Genomic DNA, 22,342 nt, shown 5'->3' with positions numbered 1-22,342 from the left:
AAAGGAGAGGCATTCGTGAACTATTCACTTTCGATTAAAACATTATCGGATATACATCTAAAGGAATTCATCAATTGTCCCCACAAGTTTTACTATCACTACATCCAGCGTGAAGAAGCAAGTAAAGTTGAATGGAAAAAGGTTATGCAGTTCATTGTGAACCAAGTAGTAAAGGACTTCTTTATGCTTCCCGTCAAAATGAGGACTCCCATCAAAGCACTTGAGATCATCGAGAAGCACCTTACCTCTATTAAAACAAACATCTTTGATTCGAAGATTGATTATTACTTAGTGGTGGCGAAAGTGACGGATTACTTAATGCAGGATTTAACGCAGAACTATGGGACATTACCACCTCTTTTTATAAATGAAAAGTTTCGACAATACTTTGAAGAACTTGAAACTCACTTATCCCTCACGATAGAAGTGGCAGAATGGGAACAAGAATCGTTCACAGTCACCAAGTATCTTGTGGATACAAATCACGAAATGATTACCTTGTATTATTATTTGACTGTGGTTTTCTGTGAAAGATCCTTTGGAAGACTTCCTTCGTCGATAAGAATCGTTTCCTTGTTAAATGGAGAAGAATTTGTCCATTGCCCGTCACCGACAGAGATGAAGAAAGGTTTGCATTACATAGAGAAATTAAAAGATATGCTGTCTGCACCACTATCATCCAGTACCAAACCGAATGGGGAAGTATGTTTGAGCTGTCCTTTTGTGGAGGTTTGTGCCAATGATGAAATAGAATTTCTTTTTCAAAAAAAGCATTAAATAGGAGAAGAGGACTTACCGTATTTTGGTAAGTCCTCTTTCTCATTCAATTAAAGCGGATGCTGATTGTTTATCAAAATTTATTCGAGCAACTTTTTTCTCGTTTTTAAACAATATATAATGGGCGGTGGCAATTTTTTCTTCAACATAATCAATAGAGAAAGTCCCAGATGGATCTGTAAGACTCCCAATTGCACGGGATAAATGATCGATCACATGCTTTAAATGATCTGGCTTCTTCCATTCGTTATTGGTATTCATTTGATCCATTATTTCAAATGCAAGATTTTGAACATGATACAGTCGTCTCTGCTCCATACCGAAGATTCTCCCTTCATATCAAACATATCTCTTTGATTATATGGTGAAAGCTTCAGATATATGATGATTACTCTCCACGAATCAGGTATGAAAAAGGGTGGGAAAGTACACTCTAAAGATAATAAGGGAGGTGTTTGAAGATGGCACAAGACGTACTATGTGAAGTAAGCAACTGCAAATATAACCGTGAAGGTAAGAAGTGCTCTGCAGACCAGATTTTCGTTGTCAGTCATAAAGGAAACAAAGCCCACAACAGTGAAGAAACAGATTGTAAAACATTTGATCCGGGTATGTAATGGAAGAGAAGGCAACCATAGGCGTGGTTGTCTTCTTTTTATATAGTATTGATAATAATTCTCATTCTTATACAAAAAAAGCTCACAAAAGTGAGCTTTAAGTTAACTTGCCTGTTCCGATAATGTGGTCGTTTTGAGCTGTCGGTACCTTGAATAGAACAGTCCAGTCATCATAAGGGACAGACATCCGAATAATACCGTCATGATTTGGAGTCCTACGAGATCCAGCAGCAATCCTGTGAGAAGGAGCACAACCTGGAAAATCAGTCTGTCGAGCATATTACGGAACGAGAAGAAGCGGCCGTGAAATTCTTTCGGTATACGCGTTTGAAAAATCGTGGCAGCAGTCGGGAAGAAGCATCCCACGGCAAATCCAAACACTGTAAACGCAAGCACTGACAAGATCGGACTGGTTGCAAAATAAAGAATCATTTGCGCAATCCCGATGATGAAGCTAAAAAAGAATAATATTTTATACGGTGACATTTTTTCGCCCATTTTCTTGACGGCAAAGGCACCTGCCATAAAGGCAATCCCTTCGGCGGTATAGATCCAACCTTTAATCTCCGAGCTATCCTGAAGCTCGCTGATGTTGATGACCATTAAGTTGAACCCGCCGATAAATAGCAGTGGTATCAACGTCATCACAAGAGTCATAAATACGATCGGAAGCCCTTTTATAACAGGAAATACTTCATTGAAGCTTGCCCCTTTTGGTTTTTCACCTTGTGTAGAGGTAGTCGCGGTTTCTTCAATTGATAAGAACCAGGTCATCACAAATAGTGCCAGATACGCCACTAATGAGAGAACGTATACCATCGTTAAAGATATGATCACTAATAGGACGCCTGCTAATGCAGTACCAAGGATCCTTGAGAGGGTAGCAACATTCATATGGACCCCATTCATCTGCAGTAAATCCTTCTCTTTCACCACCATCGGAATGGCAGCTTGCAGAGCAGGGAAATAGAAGGCAGCAGAGATTTGGATGCTCACTAAGAAGACGACCATCCATAGCACCGAGCCGGTATCAATCGCTATCAACATGAAAATAACACTTAATGACCTGGTGAAGCCTGAGATGAGCATCACCGTCTTTTTATTTGCCTGATCCGTAATTCTGCCGGCTAAAGGTCCAACAGCAAGACCCGCAAGCAGTCCGGAAGCGAGAATCACCGATTTCAGAAAATCCGAAGGCACCTTTTCCTGCATAAACTCCAGATTACCGATGATCCCTAACCACAATCCGAGACCTGCTATAAATTCACCTATCAATAATATCCATACATTTTTATTTTTCCACATATAGGTCCGTCCCTCGCAGTCGATTTATTTCGCTTCTCTAAATATACTATGGCGGGAGGGGAATGGGAATGATTTTTTTGGTTGGGATTTTTGTAGTTATCTGGAAGAGAAGCAGTTCGCTGATAAAATTAAGATTTCGCTGATATAATTTGAATTTCGCTGATATATCGGAAATTTCGCTGATATAAGTAAAATTCCGCTGATATAAGTAAAATTCCGCTGATAAAATTAATATCTGCCATCTCGAAGCAGGATTTTCTGCAGTCCAAGGAGAATACACGTAATATAAAACCCGATTGGAGTGATAAAATGATCGAAAAAGAACGAATCATCCCTCGAATTATCCTCATTTTACAAGCTTTACTCCGCCGACTTCCCCTCAACCATCCAAAACTGCCCATGATATCCGAGGAACTTGGTAAAAGAACGGCCGGATTCAAAGGAGAGACAGCTTTAGATTACACTTTAAGCTTTTTAGACCCCAAAAAATATTACATTCTCCACGACCTGAGAATTCCCTACAAAGACAGCTTTTTTCAAATAGACACCCTGCTCATCTCAACCAGATTCATCCTCAATATTGAAGTCAAATACCTTGCGGGCACTGCTTACTTCGACCCCATCTTCAATCAACTTATTCAAACAAAAGATGGTATTGAATCAGCTTTACCGGACCCTACGATTCAAATTAAAAGACAGGAAAGCCAACTTATAAGCTGGTTATCGAAGCATGGATTTCCCAACATCCCCATTTACTCTTGCGTAGTCATGAGCAACGATCGGACTATCATTAAAACTTCTCCAGATAACAAAACCCTTAATAAAATTGTCATCCATCGCCATTCTCTACTGGACAAGGTGAAGTATATAGAGGTTTCTATTCGACAAGAAAACGTAACACCTAAAGATATGAAAAAAATAATTCGCACATTAAAACGACATCATGAAGAACCTAATCCCTCTGTCTTGGAGCGATATAACATTACAGAAGGAGAGCTGTTAAAGGGGGTCATATGTGAAGCTTGCAATCATCGGCCGTTAGTGAGAAAGCATGGAAAATGGCTTTGTATGAATTGTAATAGTGAAAATATCAATGCTCATATCCAAGCCTTTAAGGACTATGAACTTTTGATAGGACCTACTATAAGTAATGCGGAACTAAGAAAATTTTTAAAAATCAATTCCTCTCATGTTGCAAAAAGACTCCTCCAATCCCTAAACTTCCCCACAACAGGCACCAAAAAAGGAACACAATACATCCTATCATCCGATGAAAGTCCGACCCGAAAGCACAAACAAAAAAACCCGCCAACAATCTGACGAGTTTTCATTCCTTCTCAATCCACTCCTGGGACCACTTCTCTATATCTTTCATTAAAGGTTCTAAAGAATACCCTTTTTTAGTTAGTGAATACTCAATACGCACGGGTGTTTCCGGATAGACGTCCCTCTGTACGATGCCTTCTTCTTCAAGGTCCTTCAGTCGCTCTGAAAGAAGCCTGCCGCTGATGCCTATTGCGTCTTTGATGGTACAGTTTCGTTGTGGTCCGGAAAGCAATTGATAAATGATGAGTGCTGTCCATCGTTGACTTAAGATGCCGATGGCTTTCTCGAACCTTGGACAAATTTCTGACTGATTCATTCTGTCAATGCCTCCTTCTTTATAACAAGTATACCACATCATCACCATTTTAGTAATTTAATTACTTGACAGTTCATAGTTATTAAAATAATATAAGTTACATAAAGTAACTAACTTTAATAAAATAACATAAAGAAAGGAAGAATAGACAATGTTACAGAATCACTTAATAGGAGCACTCATTTTAAGAATATTTTTAGGAATCACCTTCTTCATCCACGGTTTGACTAAGTTCCAGGGTGGGATCGAAAATACGGCCGGTTTCTTTCAAAGCTTAGGGCTGCCAGGGGGAGCGGCTTATGTGGTCGCCATCATTGAATTGGTTGGCGGATTAGCCATGATCCTGGGAATAGGTACTCGCGTCGTAGCTGGATTATTCGGCTTAATCATGATAGGAGCAATCGTTAAAGTAAAATTAGCTGCAGGTTTCTTAGGGAATGGACAGATGGCCGGGTACGAATTTGACTTAGCACTGCTTGCGATGTCTTTATATTTTGTCGTGGCAAAGGAATCATTGTTCTCATTAGATCAAAAGTTTTCACAGCAAAATTGAAATGGAGGAATAAAGATGAATTTTCATAAAGAACCACATACATTCGTTGGGGAAGTAAATATAAAAGTTGAAAACTTAGAGCGATCTCTTTCCTATTACCAAGAAGTAATTGGATTTAAAGTGATGGAACAAACAGAAAATAGAGCGACTCTGACGGCAGATGGAATCCACCCATTGCTATCTCTGGAACAACCAGTAAATGTTTCACCTAAGGAGCCGAGAACGACAGGTTTGTACCATTTTGCCCTGTTGCTGCCGAATAGAACAGATCTGGGGAAAATATTAGATCATCTCATAAAGCTGAATATTCAACTGGGCTCTTCTGATCATCTCGTCAGTGAAGCTCTGTATTTATCTGATCCGGATGGAAATGGAATCGAGATCTACAGGGACCGTCCTTCATCGGAATGGACATGGAATGGCAATCAGGTAAAGATGGCCGTTGATCCAATCGATGCAAGGGGGATATTGGCTGAGGCAATGGGACAACCGTGGGAAGGACTTCCTGCCGGTACGGTCATGGGTCATATCCATTTGCATGTTTCTGATTTGAAATCAACAGAGGAATTTTACGGGGAGGGACTTGGTTTTGATGTAGTCAGCCGATTTGGAAGTCAGGCACTTTTCATTTCAACGGGTGGATATCATCACCATATTGGACTGAACACCTGGAATGGGGAAGGGGCTCCGGCACCAGCTGAAAACAGTGTCGGTTTAAACTGGTTCACGCTTCACTTCCCAACCGAAGAAAAACGAAACACCATCATCCAAAAGCTTCAATCCATGGGAGCGACCATCCGCGAACAGAACGGAAAAATCCTGACTGAAGACCCGTCAGGCAACCGGATTTATCTAAGCGTGTAAGAGAAGAGGTCCGTCCCTCTTGATGGATGAATATCAGGAATATCTAAAAAGGAGCCCTAAGCACATTGAATGTGGCGCTGGCTCCTTTTTTTGTATGATTTTATTAATAATAATAAGGGTAAGGAGGATAACCATAGTAAGGTGGGGGATATCCGTATCCATATCCATATGAGTATGGACTCAATAATGCAGCTCCAAGCAGTCCACCGGCGAGGCCACCTAAAAACGGGTTGAATCCAAATCCAAACGGTCTTCTTCCAAACCCACCAAAGCCAGGCCTGCCAAATCCCACTCGTCCGATCGGGCGTCGTACATCATGAAAATTGAAAAAAGTTTCATTATTTAAAGTGTGAAAGTCATTCATAACATAAACCTCCTCTCTATCTAGGTTATGAATATTCGCCCGGATTCGAAATGGATTGGGCATTAACCCATCTGGAGAGACTTTGTGAAATTAGACCTATGGTTAGCAACAGCTAACCTGGTTGTATACATTCTCACATATCGAGTATGTATAACAACCTCAGGAGGAAGATTCCTTCGTTTGCACCAATGCAGAAATGACAGAACCCACTGCCTGGATCCAGCTTCCCACTACATTGATATTCCCGCTGTCTCTTTGATTTAACTCAAGGATGCCTGAGATGGCCTGCAGGGAGTTACCGATAATCTGGAGGAGATTGCCATAAATCGAATAAAGCTCTTCTAACGTATGTTCTTCATTAAAGGAATCTGCGAGGGCAGCCCCTCCACCCAGTGCCTGGAGGAGATTTCCTTTAATATTCAACTCTTGCTTTGTTATGTCATTGAACTTAATCAGTATGCCGGCTATAACAGTGACATTTCCGATTGCTTGAATTTCATTTCCTGCTTTCGTCAGGGTGAAATCATCTATTGCATCTGCCTCTAATGCATTTCCCGTTGCTTGCAATTCATTTCCTACGAGATTGAACGACTGTAAAGTATCTTCTGGAATGCTTTTAATAGGGGTACTGCCAATAGCGGCAAGGACCGTTCCGATTGCCGCAACCCATGCTCCGAACGTGAGTTTTTGTTCATTGCTCATAGTATAATCGCCTACTTTAAGGTTCTTAGATATTGTATACAACTAGGCGATGGTTGGTTCATCCCCACCATATTAAAGAGGGGTAGGAATCACCTTCTACAGGAAAAGTTTCTCCGATTCGAGGGGTAACAACATGAACCCCTTGTTCTGCGCCGCTTTTCGTCACTCTCATTATGGGATCTGTCCATTCATGAAAAGATAACGTGAAAGCACCCCAATGAATGGGCAGAAGCCACTTCCCCTTCACATCAAGATGGGCTTGTACAGTCTCTTCCGGACACATATGTATCGGCGCCCATCTGGGATCATATTGACCACATTCCATCAGGGACAAATCGAATGGTCCATAAACACTGCCTATTTCTTTAAAATGAGGGCCGTATCCACTATCACCGCTAAAGAAGAGTCTGGAAGAGTTCCCGATGATACACCATGAACACCATAAGGTAGCATTACGATCATGTAAGCTTCTCCCGGAAAAATGTCGTGCCGGGGTACACGCCAGAGTAAGACCACTCCACTCAACCTCGTCCCACCAATCAAGCTCTACAATGTGATCATAATGGATTCCCCACCTCTCAAGGTGACTCCCTACTCCGATGGGAACAAAGAACTGATTCACTTTGCCTTGAAGCTTTCGAATCGTGCCATAATCCAGATGATCGTAATGATCATGTGAAAAGATCACAGCATCAATAGAAGGGAGTTCATCCATGTGAAAAGGAAGGTCTTTGCTATACCGCTTCCCGCCTATCCAAGGAAACGGGGATGGCGCACGACCAAACATGGGGTCAAGAAGTAGTCTTTTTCCTTCAATCTCAATCATCGATGCAGAGTGCCCAAACCAGGTTACATTCGTAACGTAATGAGGATGTTTAAAGGACGGAAATCCGACTCTTGGAATATCGGTATCAGGCTTACGGTTGGCATTTCTTTTCATAAGATCCCGAATCATTGTAAGAGACGTGGAAAAGCTGGTATCCATAGAAGTTGGGATGGGATTTTTAAATGAGCCTTTTGAATGCTGGGGAGAGGACTGAACACGTTCAAGGGAAGGCTTCTCACCAAATGCAGGATAAAACCGGATAACCAGGAAGGCAATCACGATCAAAGCGGTAAGTGAAAATATAGATATAAGCATGGATTCTGCTCCTTTTCATTCGATATCTATTACTATCTCAGATAAGCTTGCGACTGTCCAAAATGAAAGGAGTATCACATTTAAGAATTATTTAAGATTTTCGTTAAGAATCCATAAGGTTTGTTTATTATACTATCGTTAATCATAACGAGGGGAGAAGCAAATGAAAAAATGGATGATTGGAATAGTTGCAGTAGGAGTATTAGGAGTGGGATGGTGGCTGGTTTCTCCGTTATTTTTTGATAAGGTGGTGAACGAAGCGCCTGTTTCATCGTCTTCTGGCTCAAATATGAAAGAACAAGAAGAGAATACTATGAAAGAAACCGATTCATCTTCGCAAGACGAAATGACAAACGATACAATGAAGGTAAATGAATTAGTCGGGATTTTTCAAGGCGCAGATGAAAATCACGATGCAAAAGGAAAAGTGAGTATATCAGGAAAAAATATTCGATTGGAAAATTTTGAAGTGACCAATGGACCGGATCTATACGTTTACTTAGTAGAAGAAGGTCAGGAAACGAAAAAAGGGATTTCACTGGGTGAATTAAAGGGGAATATCGGCAATCAAAATTATGAGATTCCAGGAGATCATTCTGCATCATCAGGAATGCAAATTGTGATTTGGTGTAAACAATTTAATGTGGATTTCGGTCGTGCTGAGATAGGTAAGGTAATGTAAAGGAGAGTAAGCCATGGCAAACAAAGTGCTGTTAGTAGATGATGAAGAAAATATTGTGGATGTATGCTCACGGTATCTCATGAGGGAGGGGTATGAAGTGAGTACTGCCTCTAATGGATATGAGGCAATCGAACGATACAAAACGTTCCAACCGGACATCGTGATACTGGATATCATGATGCCACAAATGGATGGGTGGCAGGCAGCTGAAAAGATAAGGGAAGACAGCGACACACCCATCATCATGCTGACAGCATTGGGGCAGGAGAAGGATCGGATTTATGGGTTGACGATAGGTGCTGATGACTATGTCACCAAACCTTTCAGTCCCCGGGAATTATTGCTCCGTGTCAAAAACGTAATAAGAAGGACCTACTCCACTCCAAACCGGGAAGGTCAAAGGGAAGTTCTTAAGTGGAGAGACTTACTCATTGATCGGGATAAACGAAAAGTAGTCGTTAATGGGAGAGAAATTGACATGACCATGAAAGAATTCGATTTATTAACCCTGTTAGCAGAGCATCCTTCACAGGTGTTCTCCAAATCCCAGTTGCTCGAAACCTTATGGGGGTATGAATATCTGGGTGATGCGAATACGATCAATGTTCATATTCGCAGGTTAAGAGAAAAGATAGAGGTCGATCCTTCTGAGCCTCAATGGATAAAAACCGTGTGGGGAATAGGTTATAAGTTTGAGGGGCAGCAGCATTATGAAAATTAGAACACTCCTTATTTTAGCCAACACGATTTCACTCTCCGTAATCTTAGTATTTCTCACAATCTCGTATGTTCAGATGTTTATCTCAACCAATATCATCATCCTGCTTTCCCTTATTACGCTTGGAGCGGGAATACTATCCTTTGCCGTAAATTTGATGATTACATCGCCTTTATTAAAGTCAGTAAAGCAGATGAGCCATGAAGCAGAGCGAATGGCTAAGGGTGACTTTGATGTGAAGGTGACAGAAGCAGGACCTCAGGAAATTAGAGAGCTCGCTGCTAACTTTAATCATATGTCCACTAGAATAGAAGCGATGTTCGACGAATTAAGGGAATCAGAGAAGTTCAAAAGTGAACTGATCGCCAATGTTTCCCATGACCTTAGAACACCTTTATCATCGATCCATTCTTTTGTTGCCGCTTTGAACGATGACATTATTGAAGATCCTGAAGCACGGAAGAGATATTACGAGACCATTTTGTCAGAAACCGAAAAACTGGGTCTATTAATTGAAGAAGTACTGGAGTTTTCACAGTTGGAAAATAGGAAACTGCCATGGAATCCGCATCCGACACCAATCGATAAACTCCTGATTGAAACCATTCAGCAGTTCGAAAGGGTTTTACAAGAGAAGCATGTTGAAGTGATTGTACAGTACGATGAAGATTTACCTCTGGTTCCTTTAATGCCTGTTCAAATCAAAAGAGTGATGACGAACTTCATACAAAATGCCCTATCCTTTTCTCCTGATCAGACGTCACTTGAAATTAAAGCAGTAAAAGATGGAGAGATGATGAACTTTTCAGTCACAGACGAAGGAAAGGGTGTTCCCCTTGAAGAACAGGCATCGATATTTCAGCGTTTTTATCGGGTAGAGAAGTCCCGTAACAAAGCAGGAGGAGGATCTGGCCTGGGGCTGTCCATAAGCAAAGAAATTGTTGAACTTCATGGAGGAGAGATCGGAGTCGAAAGTGATGGTGAGTCGGGCAGTACTTTTTGGTTCCGACTGCCTTTAGAAATGAGTAAGGAGGAGAGATGATGAAAAAAGTGATGATTGGAATCGGCCTGATGCTGGTAGTGAGTCTGGCGGTATTTTTCGGCCCTAAACTGTATGCAAGTATGACCGAGAAGTCTTTGGGAAGTGAGCCCGTAAAGACTGCTATGGTGGATAATGAACATGCGGTTGCGACCTTTGCAGGAGGATGCTTCTGGTGCATGGAGCCACCTTTTGAAAAATTGGATGGTGTATATTCCGTCATTTCCGGATACACAGGTGGCGAGGAAAAGAATCCAACGTATGATGAAGTTTCCACGAAACAGACGGGTCATGTGGAAGCCGTTCAAATTGAATATAATCCTAAAGTGATTACGTATGAGCAACTATTAAAGATTTTCTGGAGACAGATCGATCCTACTGATAATGGTGGACAATTCGTCGACCGGGGTCCTCAATACGTGAGTGGTATCTTCACTCATAGTGAAGAACAGGAGGAAATAGCACAGCAATCAAAACAGGAGTTAGCAGACTCAGGGCGATTTGAAGAAGAAATCGTCACAGAGATCCAGCCCGCTGCCACCTTTTACAAAGCGGAAGAGTACCATCAGGATTATTATAAGAAAAATGAATTAAGCTATAAGTTTTATCGAAACAACTCAGGAAGGGATGACTTCCTTGATGAAGCTTGGGGAGAAGACCGGAACATCAAGCTCGACACGAAACCACTTTACCCCACCTATTCAGAAGAAGAGTTAAAAGAAAAACTTACGGATATCCAGTACAAAGTGACTCAGGAAGACGGGACCGAGAAAGCATTTGATAATGAATATTGGGACAACAAAGAAGAAGGGATTTATGTGGATATCGTTTCAGGGGAGCCTCTCTTCAGTTCAAAAGATAAATATAAAAGTGGCACCGGATGGCCGAGTTTCACGAAGCCCCTGGTAGCGGAAAACATTGTGGAAGTCGAAGATCGCACACTATTCATGGTGCGGACCGAGGTAAGGAGTAAACACGCAGACTCCCACCTGGGGCATGTGTTCGATGATGGTCCTGAGCCAACAGGTTTAAGATATTGCATGAATTCAGCAGCCCTTCGATTTGTCCCGAAAGATGAGTTAGAAGATCAAGGCTACGGAGAGTTCGTTTCTCATTTTAAAAAAGTGGAGGGGGAGTCGTCTTGAATGCAGCAACGTCATTACGATCTGCTTCAGCCAACAGTGATCTTCCGGGAAAGATCGCAAACTACTCAAAAAAAGAAGTGATCTTTCAACCTTTTTCACTTAGTCAAAATCTGTACAGGATTCAATCCGGGAAAATAAAGCTATATAAGAATAGTGAGGAGGGACGCAAAACCATCCTCACCATGCTGGGTGGGGGAGATTTCTTCAGTAATATAGCGCGTTTCAGCTTAGACGACGAGGGAGTTTACGCAGAAGCTATCGATGAAACGATCTTAACAGTCATCTCTCTTAAACAACTGGATAGCTTAAGCGTTTCGCAACCTGCTTTTCTTGCAGAGCTCTTCTACACCTTCAATCAACATATGAAACAACGAAACATGTTCCTCGAACGCATCATGTACGCACCTGTTAAAGAACGAATCCTTTACCTCATGTCATTCCTAATGAAGAATTTTGGAGAAAAACAAGGGAGATTCATGAAATTAACGGTCCCCCTAACCCACCAGGACATCGCAAGCTTCATTGGCTCTACAAGAGAAACTGTGACCAGCCTCACCAAAGAACTGATAACAGAAGGGCATATCCAAAAAAAAGATAAGCATTATCTTGTGATGGGAGGGACGGACCTTTGAAGGTCCGTCCCTTATTTTCACCTGTCTAATTTAACGATGTCTGCGTCTTGGTTTGTACGGTTTAAGATGAGGTCACGGAGGATGTTAGATCCGAGCATGCTATATACCGTACCGTTTCCACCGTAGCCTAATAAGTAATATGTTCGTTCTTTTTCAGGGTGCTTTCCTATATAAGGGAGGTTGTCCAATGATTCTCCAAAGCTTGCCCCCCATGCATAGTCCATTTTGATGTCCAGGTCGGGAAATAGCTTTTGAACCTCTTTCTCAATTTGCTTTCCCCTTTTTTCAATTTTCTTCTCATTCTGAGGTGCCTCGGGAGGATCTTCATCCAAGCCCCCTGCAATGATTCGATTATCCACTGTAGAGCGCATATATAAATAGGGGCGTTTCGTCTCCCAGATGAGGGCACGTTCAGGCCATTGAGATAAATCTTCAATGGGCTCAGTGGCAATGGCATAAGATCGATTGACTTCAGTGCCTATTTTCTTATCGATCGGAGGAGTTTCATATCCGGTTGCATGAACCAAGTGAGATGCCTGAATAATACCTTCAGAAGTATGAATGTTGACACCGTCAGCTGCCTCTTCTACTCGGCCAGCTTCAAGATTTTCAAAGATTGTTGTCTTTTGACCTGCCTTTAAATAGTCGATTATGCCGTTCACAAATCGGTATGGATTTACTTCTGCATCTCCATTGGTGATCAATGCTCCCGGTTTTGAAAAAGGCAAGCGCTGTTTGATTTCTTTCTTGGACCAATATTCTACCGGAAAGCCATGTTCCTTCAATACTTTGTATTCTTTTTTCAGCTTTGATACATGCCGCGTAGAGCTCGCATAGTAGATGCTCTTCCTCCGGATGAATTCGGGAGACAATGGTAAATTCATAGCGACTCTTTCAAGGTTATCAATTGCTTCAAAACACAGCTTATAAAATCGGACAGCTTTTTCTTCTCCGATTTGATCAATCAGATCATGGAGCATGATATCGTTGGAAAATTGCAGTAAACCAGTGTTGGCAGCGGAACTTCCTGAAGCCATAGTCCGTTTTTCAATGATTGCAACGTTCAAACCCGCTTCGGTAAGTGAATAGGCACATAATGCTCCGGACATTCCCCCTCCGATAATCGCTACATCATAATGTTTATCGAAGCTTCTGTTTTTATCTTTTAATGTAGAAGGCCAATATAAGCGGCCATTATGCAAATCCATTTTGGTTCCCCCAATAAGTATCGTATTTAAATAATGTTCATATTCCATTCCCTTTAACAGTCTTGGATAAAACATATATTTTTGTACCGCAGGGTCTTAGTGGGTTCCAGCATCATATAAGTAAAGCGGGATTAATTCGAATGAGGATAGTGAGATATTTCAGTCGGAAGAAATTCAATCGAAATGTATCAGTATAAACGTGGAAAAACGGCTACTGCATGGTTTATGTATGCTGAAGATGCAGTAGCCGATGAGTTATTTTTTCGTGTAATTCAAGTCCCAATGGATTCCATAAGGATCTTTCACCTTTGCATATTTAGCACCCCAGAACGTGTCTTGAAGTTCCATAACTACGGTTCCTTTTTCAGTTAAACGGCGATAGTAAGTATCGATGTCCTCTTCACTTTCCAGCTCCAGGATAAGGGATATATTGTTACCTACCGTTGGCTGATGACCCGGAAAGCTATCTGACATCATAAAGGAAAGCTCTCCTTTTTTAAAGTGGGCATGCATGATTTGATCAGCGATTTCCGGTGGACTTGGGTAATCGGCCTCGCCAAAAGTCTGAACTGCCAATACTTCTCCTTCAAACACTTCTTTGTAATAGTCTAATGCTTCTTTCGCTTCGCCACTAAAACTAAAATAAGGTGCAGCCTGATGTTTCATCATTTCTCCACTCCAGTTCGTATGAATTTTATTACATCTTTATTATAGTCCAAACTGTTGGAATGAAACAAGAACAAATGTTCGTTTTTTTAGAAAAAAAGGATAGGCAGTTAACTGCCTACCCACGATTATTTATAATAATTCAGTATTTAATTCAACATCGATATTCCCACTCGTTGCTTTAGAATACGGGCAAACTCCGTGTGCCTTTTCGACTAATTGCTTCGCTTCATCTAATTCAACACCCTTTACTGCTACTGTTAACACAACGCCGAGTTTGAATCCACCATCTGTATCTTTTCCAAGGGAAACTTCAGCTGCCACTTTCGATTCAATCTTTTTCTTTTCTTGACGAGCCACTAAGTTAAGAGCGCTATCGAAGCAAGCCGCATATCCAGCTGCGAACAATTGTTCAGGATTCGTTGACCCTTCTGCTCCAGAACCCCCAAGTGATTTAGGCATCGCCAATCCGACGTCCAATACTCCGTCACTGCTTGTTACTTTTCCTGCGCGTCCACCTGTTGCTGTTGCTTTTGCTGTGTATAATGCTTCCATTTCATTCACTCCTCATTTGTGTGTTTTTTTTTTTTTTTGATTGTGCAAAATTCAATATTACAAAATTAATATTAACGGCTTTGTTTTTAATTGTCAACAATTAAATTTTGCACAATTAAATTTGATAATTGATATCTTTTTTTGTATGATGATCTCAGGTTAGTATGTTCAAGAAAGGAATACACATGTATGAAAGATCCATTATTATTAGAGAATCAAATATGTTTTAAGATCTATACAGCAGAGCGGGAGATTACCAAGTTATATCGAGGGCTACTTGAAGAAATCGGTGTGACTTATCCGCAATACCTTGCATTGTTAGTGCTTTGGGAAGATGGAACGGTATCTGTAAAAGAATTGGGGCGGAAATTGTTCTTGGACTCGGGAACGTTAACTCCGATGCTGAAAAGAATGGAATCGAACGGACTCGTCGAGCGTCACCGGTCTGTTGAAGATGAACGGAGCGTTGTGATAACTCTTACAAAAAAAGGAATAGCCATGAAAGAAAAAGCAGCTTGTGTTCCGGCTCGGTTGCTCGAGCGATTAGAGATGGATGGGGAAGAGTTGGAGAGATTGGATCAGACATTGACGACGATATTGGGAAGACTGCAAGGATAGTAGAGAGAAGGGATGACTGTGGTCATCTTTTTTTGTGGAAATTGTAGAATCATGGTGATATTTCCTTATCAGTGTAGAATTTAAAAAAAGATGACCCCTTAAAAGGGATCATCTCATTTAAATAACGCATTCCACCGCTCAGCTTTTTCAAGTGCTGCTATGTCATTCACAATCTCTCCAGGCTTCACTCCGGCACCAATCATATAGTCTGCAAATTCCATATGGACGAATTCAAAAATATAATTGAACTGCTGTACCAGGGGCAGGCCTTTAATCTTTGCTGAGCTTCCACCGGTTATCACTACATATGCTTTTTTCTTCGTAAGCTCTTCTTTTAAGTTAAAGCGCTCATCGCGCAGGTACTGACTCCATCGGTCAAAGAAGTTTTTCATGGGACCGCTCATTCCGTACCAATAAAGAGGTGTAGCAAATAGTAATACGTCATGCTCTTCTATTAATTGGACCAGTTTTTCGTAATCATCATCGACAGGAGAGAATCCACCTTCAGAGTGTCTTAAGTCTTCGATCGGTTCAATATGCAGGTCCGTAAGAGATACGACAGTGTGGTCGGTTCCTTCTACGATTTTTTTTGTAAGGTATTCTGAGTTGCCGTTTTTTCGCGTACTTCCTAAAAGGGCTAATACTTTCATTTATCAACACTCCTCAGTGAATTCAAATTTACAGCTTGGCCATTTTTTCTAGTATTGCACATGAAAATAGACCTCTTATCAGCGTCTGCGAAACCCTTCCTCACGTAAATACAACGCTGCTTCATCATACCCGCCAAAGCTGTCTTCCAGGTTATCGCCGGCATAAATATTCCAGCGGTCATCCTCTTCGATCAACATGAGGGAATGTCCTTCAGCATCTTTCCACATCTGTTCCACAGGAGGCACGATTTCTTCTTCCGTTGCCAAATGATCAATGGAAGCCCGGATAATTTCGCGCAGTTTTTCACCAGAAAAATCACGGATATTCACGAGACCTTTTTTATTGGCTTCATAATCGGGAAGCCCTCCCGTATAAACAAAACCGTTTCCGTTCGGATGAAGATGGTACACCACAGTCGTCTTTTCATAAAGACTTTCTTCAAAGTGGAAATTCACCCGATTCAGTGAAACGTCCTTACGTGAAAGTTCAGGGAACTCTTCGATTATGGTTAATTTATCTTCATATGTCAGCATTATTACTCCTCATTTCATTTACGATTTTCCCATTATAACATAGAGCCCTATTTTCTAAAGACGATTAAAGGTATAATGGGTACAAAGAGGTGACCCCATTGAATGATTTTACATCCTTAGGAATTGAGCCTAAGTACGTGAATGCGTTAAAAGAACAATCCATTTCAGAGCCAACACCGATTCAGAGTGAAACCATCCCTGTACTATTAAATGGTGAAGACGTGATTGGACAGGCACAGACCGGAACGGGGAAAACGATGGCATTCCTTTTGCCTATGCTTGCCAAAATTGATCCAACGAGAGATGAGATCCAATCTCTTATTGTGACTCCGACGAGAGAGCTCGCGATTCAAGTAACTGCTGAATTAAATCAGATTCTTTCTTCTACTGAAGATGACATACATGTATTAGCTGTGTACGGTGGCCAGGATGTCGAGAAGCAAATTAAGCGACTGAAGAATAAAGCGATTCATATCGTGATTGGAACTCCTGGACGATTGCTTGATCACGTTCGCCGGGAGACTGTGGACTTTTCGAATGTATCGTTTTTAGTGTTGGATGAGGCAGATCAAATGCTCCATATCGGATTTTTTGATGAAGTCGAGTCAATCATTCGCGAGACGCCGTTCACCCGTCAAACCGCGCTATTCTCTGCGACGATGTCAAAGGATATCCGTAAGATCGGAAAGCGCTATATGAACAATCCACATAATGTACAAATTCGCGAAAAAGAAAAAATTGTGCAGGAAATCCAGCAGGAAATCGTGGAAACGACGGATCGCCGGAAATTAGATGCCCTTAGTCAAACAATTCATGACGTTCAGCCGTTTTTAGGCATCATTTTCTGCAGAACGAAAAGAAGGGTCAGCAAGCTGCTGGGAGATCTGAAAACGAGAGGATTCCTGGTGGATGAACTGCACGGTGACTTATCTCAAGCGAAAAGAGAAGGAGTAATGAAGAAGTTCAGAGAAGCGAAACTTCAGCTTCTTATCGCGACCGACGTGGCTGCTCGTGGTCTTGACGTTGAAGGAGTCACTCATGTATTCAACTATGATATCCCTCAAGATGTGGAAAGCTATATTCACAGAATCGGACGTACGGGACGTGCCGGAAAAGATGGGCTTGCCATCACCTTTGTTGCACTAAAGGACAAGCAGGATCTGGAAATGATTGAAAACGGCATAGGCCGTTCATTGCCTCGTCGTGTCGTGGAGGTCGCTCCTTCTAAGGAAACCGCCAATGTCCATAAGGGATCAAATGAAAGTGCGAAGGATAGACGTGAAAAGAATATCCAAGCGAATAAAGAGCGAAAAGCAAGGTCTCCACGGGGAGGTCGGTCTCGTAACAGTGAAGGTGGTGACTCTTCACGCAGTCGTCGATCGAGAAGGGAAGAATCATCATCCCCACGTGGAGGAGACTCAGCCAGTTCCTCAAGAGGCAGACAATCCAGACCAAGTGATTCCGGCAAATCAAGAAGAAGCGACTCCAGCGCAAAAAGAAACAGCCAAGGCAAATCCTCTTCAAATAGAAGAGGCCGCTAACTCAAAAAGCATGATGACCAATGTGTCATCATGCTTTTTGGTTAGAAAATCTTTCAGCAAAATACTGATCCCTATAAAATCAGTACCTCCATATAAAATTTCAGAATATTCCCAATCTACTCCTGAATCTGCTAAAATAATGAATATAAATAGTCATTAACCAACAGAAGGGATGGGTTGTACATATGCATGTACCTTTAGTGTTAACGGATTTTCTAGATCGGGCAGTCGAGCAATATGGAGAAAAAGTTGCGATTATTGACGATGTGAAGCGTTTGACATATAAGCAGCTGAATGCCCGTGTGAATCAACTGTCTAGAGGACTAATGGAATTGGGGATTGAAAAAGGGGACAAGGTTGCGTATCTGGCTCCGAATACGACCGAGATGCTGGAAGGGTTCTATGGAGTCTATGGTGCAGGAGGGATCATGACCCCGCTTAATACGCGCTTAAAACCTGCGGATTATCAATTTATCCTGACACATAGCGAGAGCAAAGCATTATTTGTAGATGAGGAACTTTATCCTCTGGTGCAGCCGATTTTGTCTAAGGTGCCGAATTTGAAGCATATTGTGATCCATGGTGATTCCAGAGATGGATATCCCGGCTATGACGAGTGGCGCGGCTCATTCAGCAGCGAAGCTTTCGATCGCGTAGACCTGGAAGAAACCGATATCGCTTCATTATTATATACAAGTGGAACGACAGGGGATCCGAAGGGAGTGCTCCTCACACACCGCTCAAATTATCTGCATGCCCTATCCTCCATGCATCATTTGCGTGTTTCCGATCAGGACACTTTGCTTCACGTGCTGCCAATGTTCCATGTGAACGGATGGGGGTCACCCTTTTACTATACTGCCAACGGTGCGACCCAGGTGATGCTCAGAAAGGTAGAACCGGAGACGATTTTAGATAAAGTCGAGAAACATGAGGTAACGGTTATGCATATGGCGCCGACGGTTCTGAATATGCTTCTGGAAAACTACCCGGACAGGGAGCGGACTATCTCTCGAAATGTAAGGGTTGTCATTGCGGGCTCAGCCCCTCCACCAGCCTTTGTCCGAAAGGTGGAAGAGGATCTGAAATGGGAGTTCATCCAGGTGTACGGAATGACAGAAATCTCTCCACTCATCACTACGTCCATCCTGAGATCTTCAGAACAGGACAGACCAAAGGAAGAAAAGTACCGGTTAAAGGCGAAAGCCGGATACAGTATGATCGGCAGCAAGGTGAAAGTAGTGGATGAGGTCGGAAACGAAGTGCCCTGTAACGGGAAAGCGATTGGAGAAATCGTTACCAGAACGAATACAGTGATGGAAGGATATTATAAAAACCCTGAAGCCACCAATCAAGCCATTCGAGATGGATGGCTCCATACAGGTGACATGGCGACCGTTGACGGGGATGGCTTCATAGAAATTGTCGACCGGATGAAAGACGTCATAATAAGCGGCGGAGAAAACATCTCTTCTATTGAAGTAGAGGGGGCTCTCTATGAACATGACAGTGTCCTCGAAGCAGCGGTCGTAGCCATCCCCCATGAGCGTTGGGGTGAAGTGCCCCATGCAGTCGTTGTTATCAGGGAGGGTCACAGCTTAACGGAAGAGGAGCTTATCGAATTCAGCAGAGAAAAGCTTGCCCACTTCAAAGCTCCGAAAAGTATTACGTTTGCAAAGGAGTTACCTAAGACCGCTTCAGGAAAAATCCAAAAGGTTTTGATCCGAAAAGAATACTGGAAGGATCATGACAGGATGGTTCATTAATGGAAGGAGGTGTGCGGATGCATGCCTTTTTCGTCTGGACAAATGCCCTTATTTCTTAATTACAGGATGCCCGTCGTGCCTGTTTAGGCTTCTTCAGCATAAATTATAAAAAGGAAGTTTTATCAGCATAATAACAGGGAATAGCAGTTTTTAAGAGTAGATAAATGGAGGGTGTAAAGATGAGTTTAAATTCCCCGTTGGTTCCAAATCCAAAAACACATTGTGCCAATGAGTATGGAAAGTTAAAGAAAGTGGTCGTTGTTTCACCTGAAAATATGCAAATAAATGAAATCATAAATGAGACTCAAAAGCATTTCCTAAAGGAAAATATCAATATAGAAAAAGCGGTTCTGCAGCATAAAAACTTTGTTGATACGTTAGAGAAAAACGGTTCAGAAGTCATTCACCTGCAGCCATCACCAGAGTTTAATGAACAAGTCTTCACAAGGGACATCGGGTTCACGATTCATGATCAGTTCTTCGTTGCATCGATGAATACCGATGTCAGGCGGGGCGAAGTGAAAACGCTGAAGAAATGGCTGGAAACCAATGAAGTGCCTTATAATGAACTTCTCCATTCCATTGAAGGAGGGGATGTGCTCGTTGATGAGCAGAATATTTGGATCGGGGTGAGTGGACGGACGAACCAACTGGCCATCCAATCCTTACGAAATCAGCTCCCCCAATTTACCGTTCATGAGTTGCCATTAAAAGAAGGTGTCCTCCATTTAGATTGTGTATTTACGATCATTTCAAAGGAATGGGCACTTGTATATCCACCGGCCTTTACTAAAGAGGATCTTGAAACAATCAAGAAACATTATAATATCATCACTGTCACGGAGGACGAACAGTTTCAAATGGGCCCCAATGTATTAGCAATCGGTAATGAAAAAATCATCAGTCTTACTCAAAACCAAGACTTGAATGAACGAATAAGATCGAAGGGTTTTGACGTAATCGAACTTGATTTATCCGAAATCATCAAGTCAGGCGGATCATTCCGTTGTTGTACGCTCCCTCTGATTAGAGAGTAGATGAGGTATTATTGACTATGAACTGGATAGATTTATTAATGAAAAACAGGTGACTTAATACCTGTTTTTCTTCATTTTACAGAAGCTTTACACTCCTGTAGTACTTTTGCAAATGACTCTTCATATTTCCCCTTTATCCTGCAAATGTAGTCGAAATTACAGGAGGTAGGGGAAAAATGAAGAATTCTATGAAGAAAATTATTCCGTTAGCGGTTGTGTCAACGTTGGCTCTAGGAACTGCAATAGGGATGAACCAAGATAATTCAGAAGCACAAGCGAAGGAATCCAAGAACGGTAAAGCCAAGAACGTCATCTTTATGATCGGTGATGGAATGGGTGTTCCTTACACAACGGCTCTTCGCTATATGAACGACAATCCAGAAACAGTTGAAATGGAAAAAACGGCATTTGATCCTTACCTTGTCGGATTACAATCCACTTATCCAGAGGATGAGAAAGAAAACGTAACAGACTCAGCAGCTGCTGCGACGGCGATGAGCGGTGGAGTCAAGACATATAATAATGCGATAGCAGTCGATAATGATAAAACCGACGTTAAAACCGTATTAGAACAGGCGAAAGAAAACGGTATGTCTACAGGAATTGTAGCGACATCAGAAATCACCCATGCGACTCCAGCCTCTTATGGAGCCCATGAAGAGCAGCGTAAAAGCGAAAATGCGATTGCGGATGACTATTATGATGAAATGATTAACGGTGAACATAAGATTGATGTCATGCTGGGCGGAGGGACGGACTTCTTCGAACGTGATGACCGAAATCTTGCCAAGCAGTTCCAAGAGGATGGATACAGCTATGTGAAATCCGCTGAAGAACTTAAAAATGATGACAACAAACAAGTTCTTGGTCTTTTCTCTGAAGTCGGAATGGACAAGATGATCGACCGTGATGAAGAACAGCCAAGCTTAGCGGATATGACGACATCTGCACTCGACCGTTTAAAAGGTGACAAGGACGGATTCTTCCTGATGGTGGAAGGCAGTCAAATTGACTGGGCTGGTCACGATAATGATGTTGTCGGGGCTATGAGTGAAATGAGAGACTTTGAGATGGCACTTGAAGAAGTAAGAGATTTCGCGAAAGAAAATGGTGAAACATTGGTAGTTGTTACAGCAGACCACTCTACAGGGGGAATCTCGATTGGTGCAGACGGTGAATACAATTGGGATCCGGCACCGATTCAAGCTGCAAAACGCACTCCTGACTTTATGGCAGAACAAATTGTAAATGGTGCATCAGTGGAAGAAACATTAGCTGAAAATATCGACCTTGAGCTGACGGAAGAGGAAATCGCTTCTGTGAAAGAAGAAGCAGAAAAAGGCGATCAAACCGAAATCGATAATGCCATCGAAAAAATCTTCGACAAACGTTCAGGTACTGGCTGGACAACGGATGGACATACAGGAGATGACGTTCCTGTGTATGCATTTGGTCCTCAAAAAGAGAAATTCTCTGGCATGATCGATAACACAGATCAAGCGAAAATGATCTTTGAATTATTGAAGAATAAAGGGAAAATCAAAGATAAGAAATAAGCTTAATTGAGATTAGACCATGCTTGTCCC

The 22,342-nt window shown here is 42.0% G+C and carries 26 protein-coding genes; 15 read left to right on the top strand and 11 right to left on the bottom strand.

Annotated elements, in window-relative coordinates:
• The first annotated feature begins 15 nt into the window (after positions 1-15).
• Positions 16-777, top strand: a complete 762-nt coding sequence (locus FZC88_RS13905) for a hypothetical protein (RefSeq protein WP_148995322.1) — start codon at positions 16-18, stop codon at positions 775-777.
• A gap of 42 nt (positions 778-819) precedes the next feature.
• On the opposite strand, the gene FZC88_RS13900 is transcribed toward FZC88_RS13905, so the two are convergent.
• Entirely contained in the window at positions 820-1,095 is a 276-nt protein-coding gene (locus FZC88_RS13900) for a hypothetical protein (protein WP_148995321.1), read from the bottom strand.
• Positions 1,096-1,238: 143 nt separating this feature from the next.
• Between FZC88_RS13900 and FZC88_RS13895 the strand changes: the two genes are divergently transcribed.
• Entirely contained in the window at positions 1,239-1,394 is a 156-nt protein-coding gene (locus tag FZC88_RS13895) for a DUF1540 domain-containing protein (protein WP_082051198.1), read from the top strand.
• A gap of 102 nt (positions 1,395-1,496) precedes the next feature.
• Here FZC88_RS13895 and FZC88_RS13890 read toward each other — a convergent pair whose 3' ends face one another.
• Positions 1,497-2,699, bottom strand: a complete 1,203-nt coding sequence (locus FZC88_RS13890) for an MFS transporter (protein WP_148995320.1) — start codon at positions 2,697-2,699, stop codon at positions 1,497-1,499.
• Positions 2,700-3,008: 309 nt separating this feature from the next.
• Between FZC88_RS13890 and FZC88_RS13885 the strand changes: the two genes are divergently transcribed.
• Positions 3,009-4,019, top strand: coding sequence for a nuclease-related domain-containing protein (locus FZC88_RS13885; RefSeq protein ID WP_148995319.1), 1,011 nt, complete (start codon positions 3,009-3,011; stop codon positions 4,017-4,019).
• A 7-nt stretch (positions 4,020-4,026) separates the two neighbouring features.
• On the opposite strand, the gene FZC88_RS13880 is transcribed toward FZC88_RS13885, so the two are convergent.
• Entirely contained in the window at positions 4,027-4,341 is a 315-nt protein-coding gene (locus FZC88_RS13880) for a winged helix-turn-helix transcriptional regulator (protein ID WP_148995318.1), read from the bottom strand.
• Positions 4,342-4,492: 151 nt separating this feature from the next.
• Here FZC88_RS13880 and FZC88_RS13875 point away from each other — a divergent pair, with 151 nt between their 5' ends.
• Positions 4,493-4,894, top strand: coding sequence for a DoxX family protein (locus FZC88_RS13875; RefSeq protein ID WP_148995317.1), 402 nt, complete (start codon positions 4,493-4,495; stop codon positions 4,892-4,894).
• 15 nt (positions 4,895-4,909) lie between these two features.
• A complete protein-coding gene (locus FZC88_RS13870) occupies positions 4,910-5,758 on the top strand; it encodes a VOC family protein (protein ID WP_148995316.1) in 849 nt (282 codons plus the stop codon).
• Between the two features lie 103 nt (positions 5,759-5,861).
• Here the strand turns inward: FZC88_RS13870 and FZC88_RS13865 are convergent, their stop codons facing one another.
• The 3 genes from FZC88_RS13865 to FZC88_RS13855 form a co-directional block, all read right to left on the bottom strand.
• Complete coding sequence (locus FZC88_RS13865; protein WP_187443632.1) at positions 5,862-6,122, bottom strand: spore coat protein; 261 nt, start codon at positions 6,120-6,122, stop codon at positions 5,862-5,864.
• A 159-nt stretch (positions 6,123-6,281) separates the two neighbouring features.
• Positions 6,282-6,824 (bottom strand): DUF6944 family repetitive protein, encoded by a 543-nt coding sequence (locus tag FZC88_RS13860; protein WP_148970111.1) that lies wholly within the window; start codon positions 6,822-6,824, stop codon positions 6,282-6,284.
• Positions 6,825-6,882: 58 nt separating this feature from the next.
• Complete coding sequence (locus FZC88_RS13855; protein WP_148995315.1) at positions 6,883-7,965, bottom strand: MBL fold metallo-hydrolase; 1,083 nt, start codon at positions 7,963-7,965, stop codon at positions 6,883-6,885.
• Positions 7,966-8,128: 163 nt separating this feature from the next.
• Here FZC88_RS13855 and FZC88_RS13850 point away from each other — a divergent pair, with 163 nt between their 5' ends.
• From FZC88_RS13850 to FZC88_RS13830, 5 genes are read left to right on the top strand one after another with little or no spacing between them, the layout of a single operon-like run.
• Positions 8,129-8,647, top strand: a complete 519-nt coding sequence (locus tag FZC88_RS13850) for a DM13 domain-containing protein (protein ID WP_148995314.1) — start codon at positions 8,129-8,131, stop codon at positions 8,645-8,647.
• A 13-nt stretch (positions 8,648-8,660) separates the two neighbouring features.
• A complete protein-coding gene (locus FZC88_RS13845) occupies positions 8,661-9,368 on the top strand; it encodes a response regulator transcription factor (RefSeq protein ID WP_148995313.1) in 708 nt (235 codons plus the stop codon).
• Positions 9,358-10,407 (top strand): HAMP domain-containing sensor histidine kinase, encoded by a 1,050-nt coding sequence (locus FZC88_RS13840; RefSeq protein WP_148995312.1) that lies wholly within the window; start codon positions 9,358-9,360, stop codon positions 10,405-10,407. Before FZC88_RS13845 ends, FZC88_RS13840 begins: the two co-directional genes overlap by 11 nt.
• Entirely contained in the window at positions 10,407-11,549 is a 1,143-nt protein-coding gene (gene msrB / locus FZC88_RS13835) for a peptide-methionine (R)-S-oxide reductase MsrB (RefSeq protein WP_148995532.1), read from the top strand. Before FZC88_RS13840 ends, msrB begins: the two co-directional genes overlap by 1 nt.
• Positions 11,546-12,181 (top strand): Crp/Fnr family transcriptional regulator, encoded by a 636-nt coding sequence (locus FZC88_RS13830; protein ID WP_148995311.1) that lies wholly within the window; start codon positions 11,546-11,548, stop codon positions 12,179-12,181. Before msrB ends, FZC88_RS13830 begins: the two co-directional genes overlap by 4 nt.
• A gap of 17 nt (positions 12,182-12,198) precedes the next feature.
• Here the strand turns inward: FZC88_RS13830 and FZC88_RS13825 are convergent, their stop codons facing one another.
• From FZC88_RS13825 to FZC88_RS13815, 3 genes are all read right to left on the bottom strand, one after another.
• A complete protein-coding gene (locus FZC88_RS13825) occupies positions 12,199-13,389 on the bottom strand; it encodes an NAD(P)/FAD-dependent oxidoreductase (protein WP_148995310.1) in 1,191 nt (396 codons plus the stop codon).
• Between the two features lie 255 nt (positions 13,390-13,644).
• Positions 13,645-14,055 carry a VOC family protein gene (locus FZC88_RS13820; RefSeq protein ID WP_148995531.1) on the bottom strand — a complete coding sequence of 137 codons (411 nt, stop codon included), beginning with the start codon at positions 14,053-14,055 and terminating at the stop codon, positions 13,645-13,647.
• Between the two features lie 132 nt (positions 14,056-14,187).
• A complete protein-coding gene (locus FZC88_RS13815) occupies positions 14,188-14,610 on the bottom strand; it encodes an organic hydroperoxide resistance protein (protein ID WP_148995309.1) in 423 nt (140 codons plus the stop codon).
• Positions 14,611-14,799: 189 nt separating this feature from the next.
• Between FZC88_RS13815 and FZC88_RS13810 the strand changes: the two genes are divergently transcribed.
• The gene (locus FZC88_RS13810; protein WP_148995308.1) at positions 14,800-15,228 is read left to right on the top strand and encodes a MarR family winged helix-turn-helix transcriptional regulator; all 429 of its coding nucleotides are present in this window, start codon (positions 14,800-14,802) and stop codon (positions 15,226-15,228) included.
• A gap of 113 nt (positions 15,229-15,341) precedes the next feature.
• Here FZC88_RS13810 and FZC88_RS13805 read toward each other — a convergent pair whose 3' ends face one another.
• Both FZC88_RS13805 and FZC88_RS13800 read right to left on the bottom strand, forming a co-directional pair.
• Complete coding sequence (locus tag FZC88_RS13805; RefSeq protein WP_148995307.1) at positions 15,342-15,878, bottom strand: flavodoxin family protein; 537 nt, start codon at positions 15,876-15,878, stop codon at positions 15,342-15,344.
• A 78-nt stretch (positions 15,879-15,956) separates the two neighbouring features.
• Positions 15,957-16,412 carry a hypothetical protein gene (locus FZC88_RS13800; RefSeq protein WP_148995306.1) on the bottom strand — a complete coding sequence of 152 codons (456 nt, stop codon included), beginning with the start codon at positions 16,410-16,412 and terminating at the stop codon, positions 15,957-15,959.
• Between the two features lie 89 nt (positions 16,413-16,501).
• On the opposite strand from FZC88_RS13800, the gene FZC88_RS13795 reads away from it, so the two are divergent.
• From FZC88_RS13795 to FZC88_RS13780, 4 genes are all read left to right on the top strand, one after another.
• Entirely contained in the window at positions 16,502-17,953 is a 1,452-nt protein-coding gene (locus FZC88_RS13795) for a DEAD/DEAH box helicase (protein ID WP_148995305.1), read from the top strand.
• Positions 17,954-18,138: 185 nt separating this feature from the next.
• The gene (locus tag FZC88_RS13790; RefSeq protein ID WP_148995304.1) at positions 18,139-19,719 is read left to right on the top strand and encodes a long-chain-fatty-acid--CoA ligase; all 1,581 of its coding nucleotides are present in this window, start codon (positions 18,139-18,141) and stop codon (positions 19,717-19,719) included.
• A 179-nt stretch (positions 19,720-19,898) separates the two neighbouring features.
• The gene (locus tag FZC88_RS13785) at positions 19,899-20,756 is read left to right on the top strand and encodes a dimethylarginine dimethylaminohydrolase family protein (RefSeq protein WP_148995303.1); all 858 of its coding nucleotides are present in this window, start codon (positions 19,899-19,901) and stop codon (positions 20,754-20,756) included.
• Positions 20,757-20,932: 176 nt separating this feature from the next.
• Positions 20,933-22,312 (top strand): alkaline phosphatase, encoded by a 1,380-nt coding sequence (locus FZC88_RS13780; protein WP_148995302.1) that lies wholly within the window; start codon positions 20,933-20,935, stop codon positions 22,310-22,312.
• The last annotated feature ends 30 nt before the right edge of the window (positions 22,313-22,342 follow it).

Source organism: Rossellomorea aquimaris, from assembly GCF_008180865.1.
Taxonomy (GTDB): domain Bacteria; phylum Bacillota; class Bacilli; order Bacillales; family Bacillaceae_B; genus Rossellomorea; species Rossellomorea yichunensis.
The sequence above is the reverse complement of the archived record's forward strand: the minus strand, read 5'-3'. Positions and strand labels throughout refer to the sequence as shown.

Coding starts and splice junctions, on each gene's coding strand:
- FZC88_RS13810 (WP_148995308.1), top strand. CDS start 14,800: ATGAAAGATCCATTATTATTAGAGAATCAAATATGTTTTAAGATCTAT.
- FZC88_RS13780 (WP_148995302.1), top strand. CDS start 20,933: ATGAAGAATTCTATGAAGAAAATTATTCCGTTAGCGGTTGTGTCAACG.
- FZC88_RS13815 (WP_148995309.1), bottom strand. CDS start 14,610: ATGGAAGCATTATACACAGCAAAAGCAACAGCAACAGGTGGACGCGCA.
- FZC88_RS13895 (WP_082051198.1), top strand. CDS start 1,239: ATGGCACAAGACGTACTATGTGAAGTAAGCAACTGCAAATATAACCGT.
- msrB (WP_148995532.1), top strand. CDS start 10,407: ATGAAAAAAGTGATGATTGGAATCGGCCTGATGCTGGTAGTGAGTCTG.
- FZC88_RS13860 (WP_148970111.1), bottom strand. CDS start 6,824: ATGAGCAATGAACAAAAACTCACGTTCGGAGCATGGGTTGCGGCAATC.
- FZC88_RS13880 (WP_148995318.1), bottom strand. CDS start 4,341: ATGAATCAGTCAGAAATTTGTCCAAGGTTCGAGAAAGCCATCGGCATC.
- FZC88_RS13850 (WP_148995314.1), top strand. CDS start 8,129: ATGAAAAAATGGATGATTGGAATAGTTGCAGTAGGAGTATTAGGAGTG.
- FZC88_RS13840 (WP_148995312.1), top strand. CDS start 9,358: ATGAAAATTAGAACACTCCTTATTTTAGCCAACACGATTTCACTCTCC.
- FZC88_RS13900 (WP_148995321.1), bottom strand. CDS start 1,095: ATGGAGCAGAGACGACTGTATCATGTTCAAAATCTTGCATTTGAAATA.
- FZC88_RS13875 (WP_148995317.1), top strand. CDS start 4,493: ATGTTACAGAATCACTTAATAGGAGCACTCATTTTAAGAATATTTTTA.
- FZC88_RS13805 (WP_148995307.1), bottom strand. CDS start 15,878: ATGAAAGTATTAGCCCTTTTAGGAAGTACGCGAAAAAACGGCAACTCA.
- FZC88_RS13865 (WP_187443632.1), bottom strand. CDS start 6,122: ATGAATGACTTTCACACTTTAAATAATGAAACTTTTTTCAATTTTCAT.
- FZC88_RS13855 (WP_148995315.1), bottom strand. CDS start 7,965: ATGCTTATATCTATATTTTCACTTACCGCTTTGATCGTGATTGCCTTC.
- FZC88_RS13885 (WP_148995319.1), top strand. CDS start 3,009: ATGATCGAAAAAGAACGAATCATCCCTCGAATTATCCTCATTTTACAA.
- FZC88_RS13785 (WP_148995303.1), top strand. CDS start 19,899: ATGAGTTTAAATTCCCCGTTGGTTCCAAATCCAAAAACACATTGTGCC.
- FZC88_RS13845 (WP_148995313.1), top strand. CDS start 8,661: ATGGCAAACAAAGTGCTGTTAGTAGATGATGAAGAAAATATTGTGGAT.
- FZC88_RS13790 (WP_148995304.1), top strand. CDS start 18,139: ATGCATGTACCTTTAGTGTTAACGGATTTTCTAGATCGGGCAGTCGAG.
- FZC88_RS13870 (WP_148995316.1), top strand. CDS start 4,910: ATGAATTTTCATAAAGAACCACATACATTCGTTGGGGAAGTAAATATA.
- FZC88_RS13890 (WP_148995320.1), bottom strand. CDS start 2,699: ATGTGGAAAAATAAAAATGTATGGATATTATTGATAGGTGAATTTATA.
- FZC88_RS13820 (WP_148995531.1), bottom strand. CDS start 14,055: ATGAAACATCAGGCTGCACCTTATTTTAGTTTTAGTGGCGAAGCGAAA.
- FZC88_RS13800 (WP_148995306.1), bottom strand. CDS start 16,412: ATGCTGACATATGAAGATAAATTAACCATAATCGAAGAGTTCCCTGAA.
- FZC88_RS13825 (WP_148995310.1), bottom strand. CDS start 13,389: ATGGATTTGCATAATGGCCGCTTATATTGGCCTTCTACATTAAAAGAT.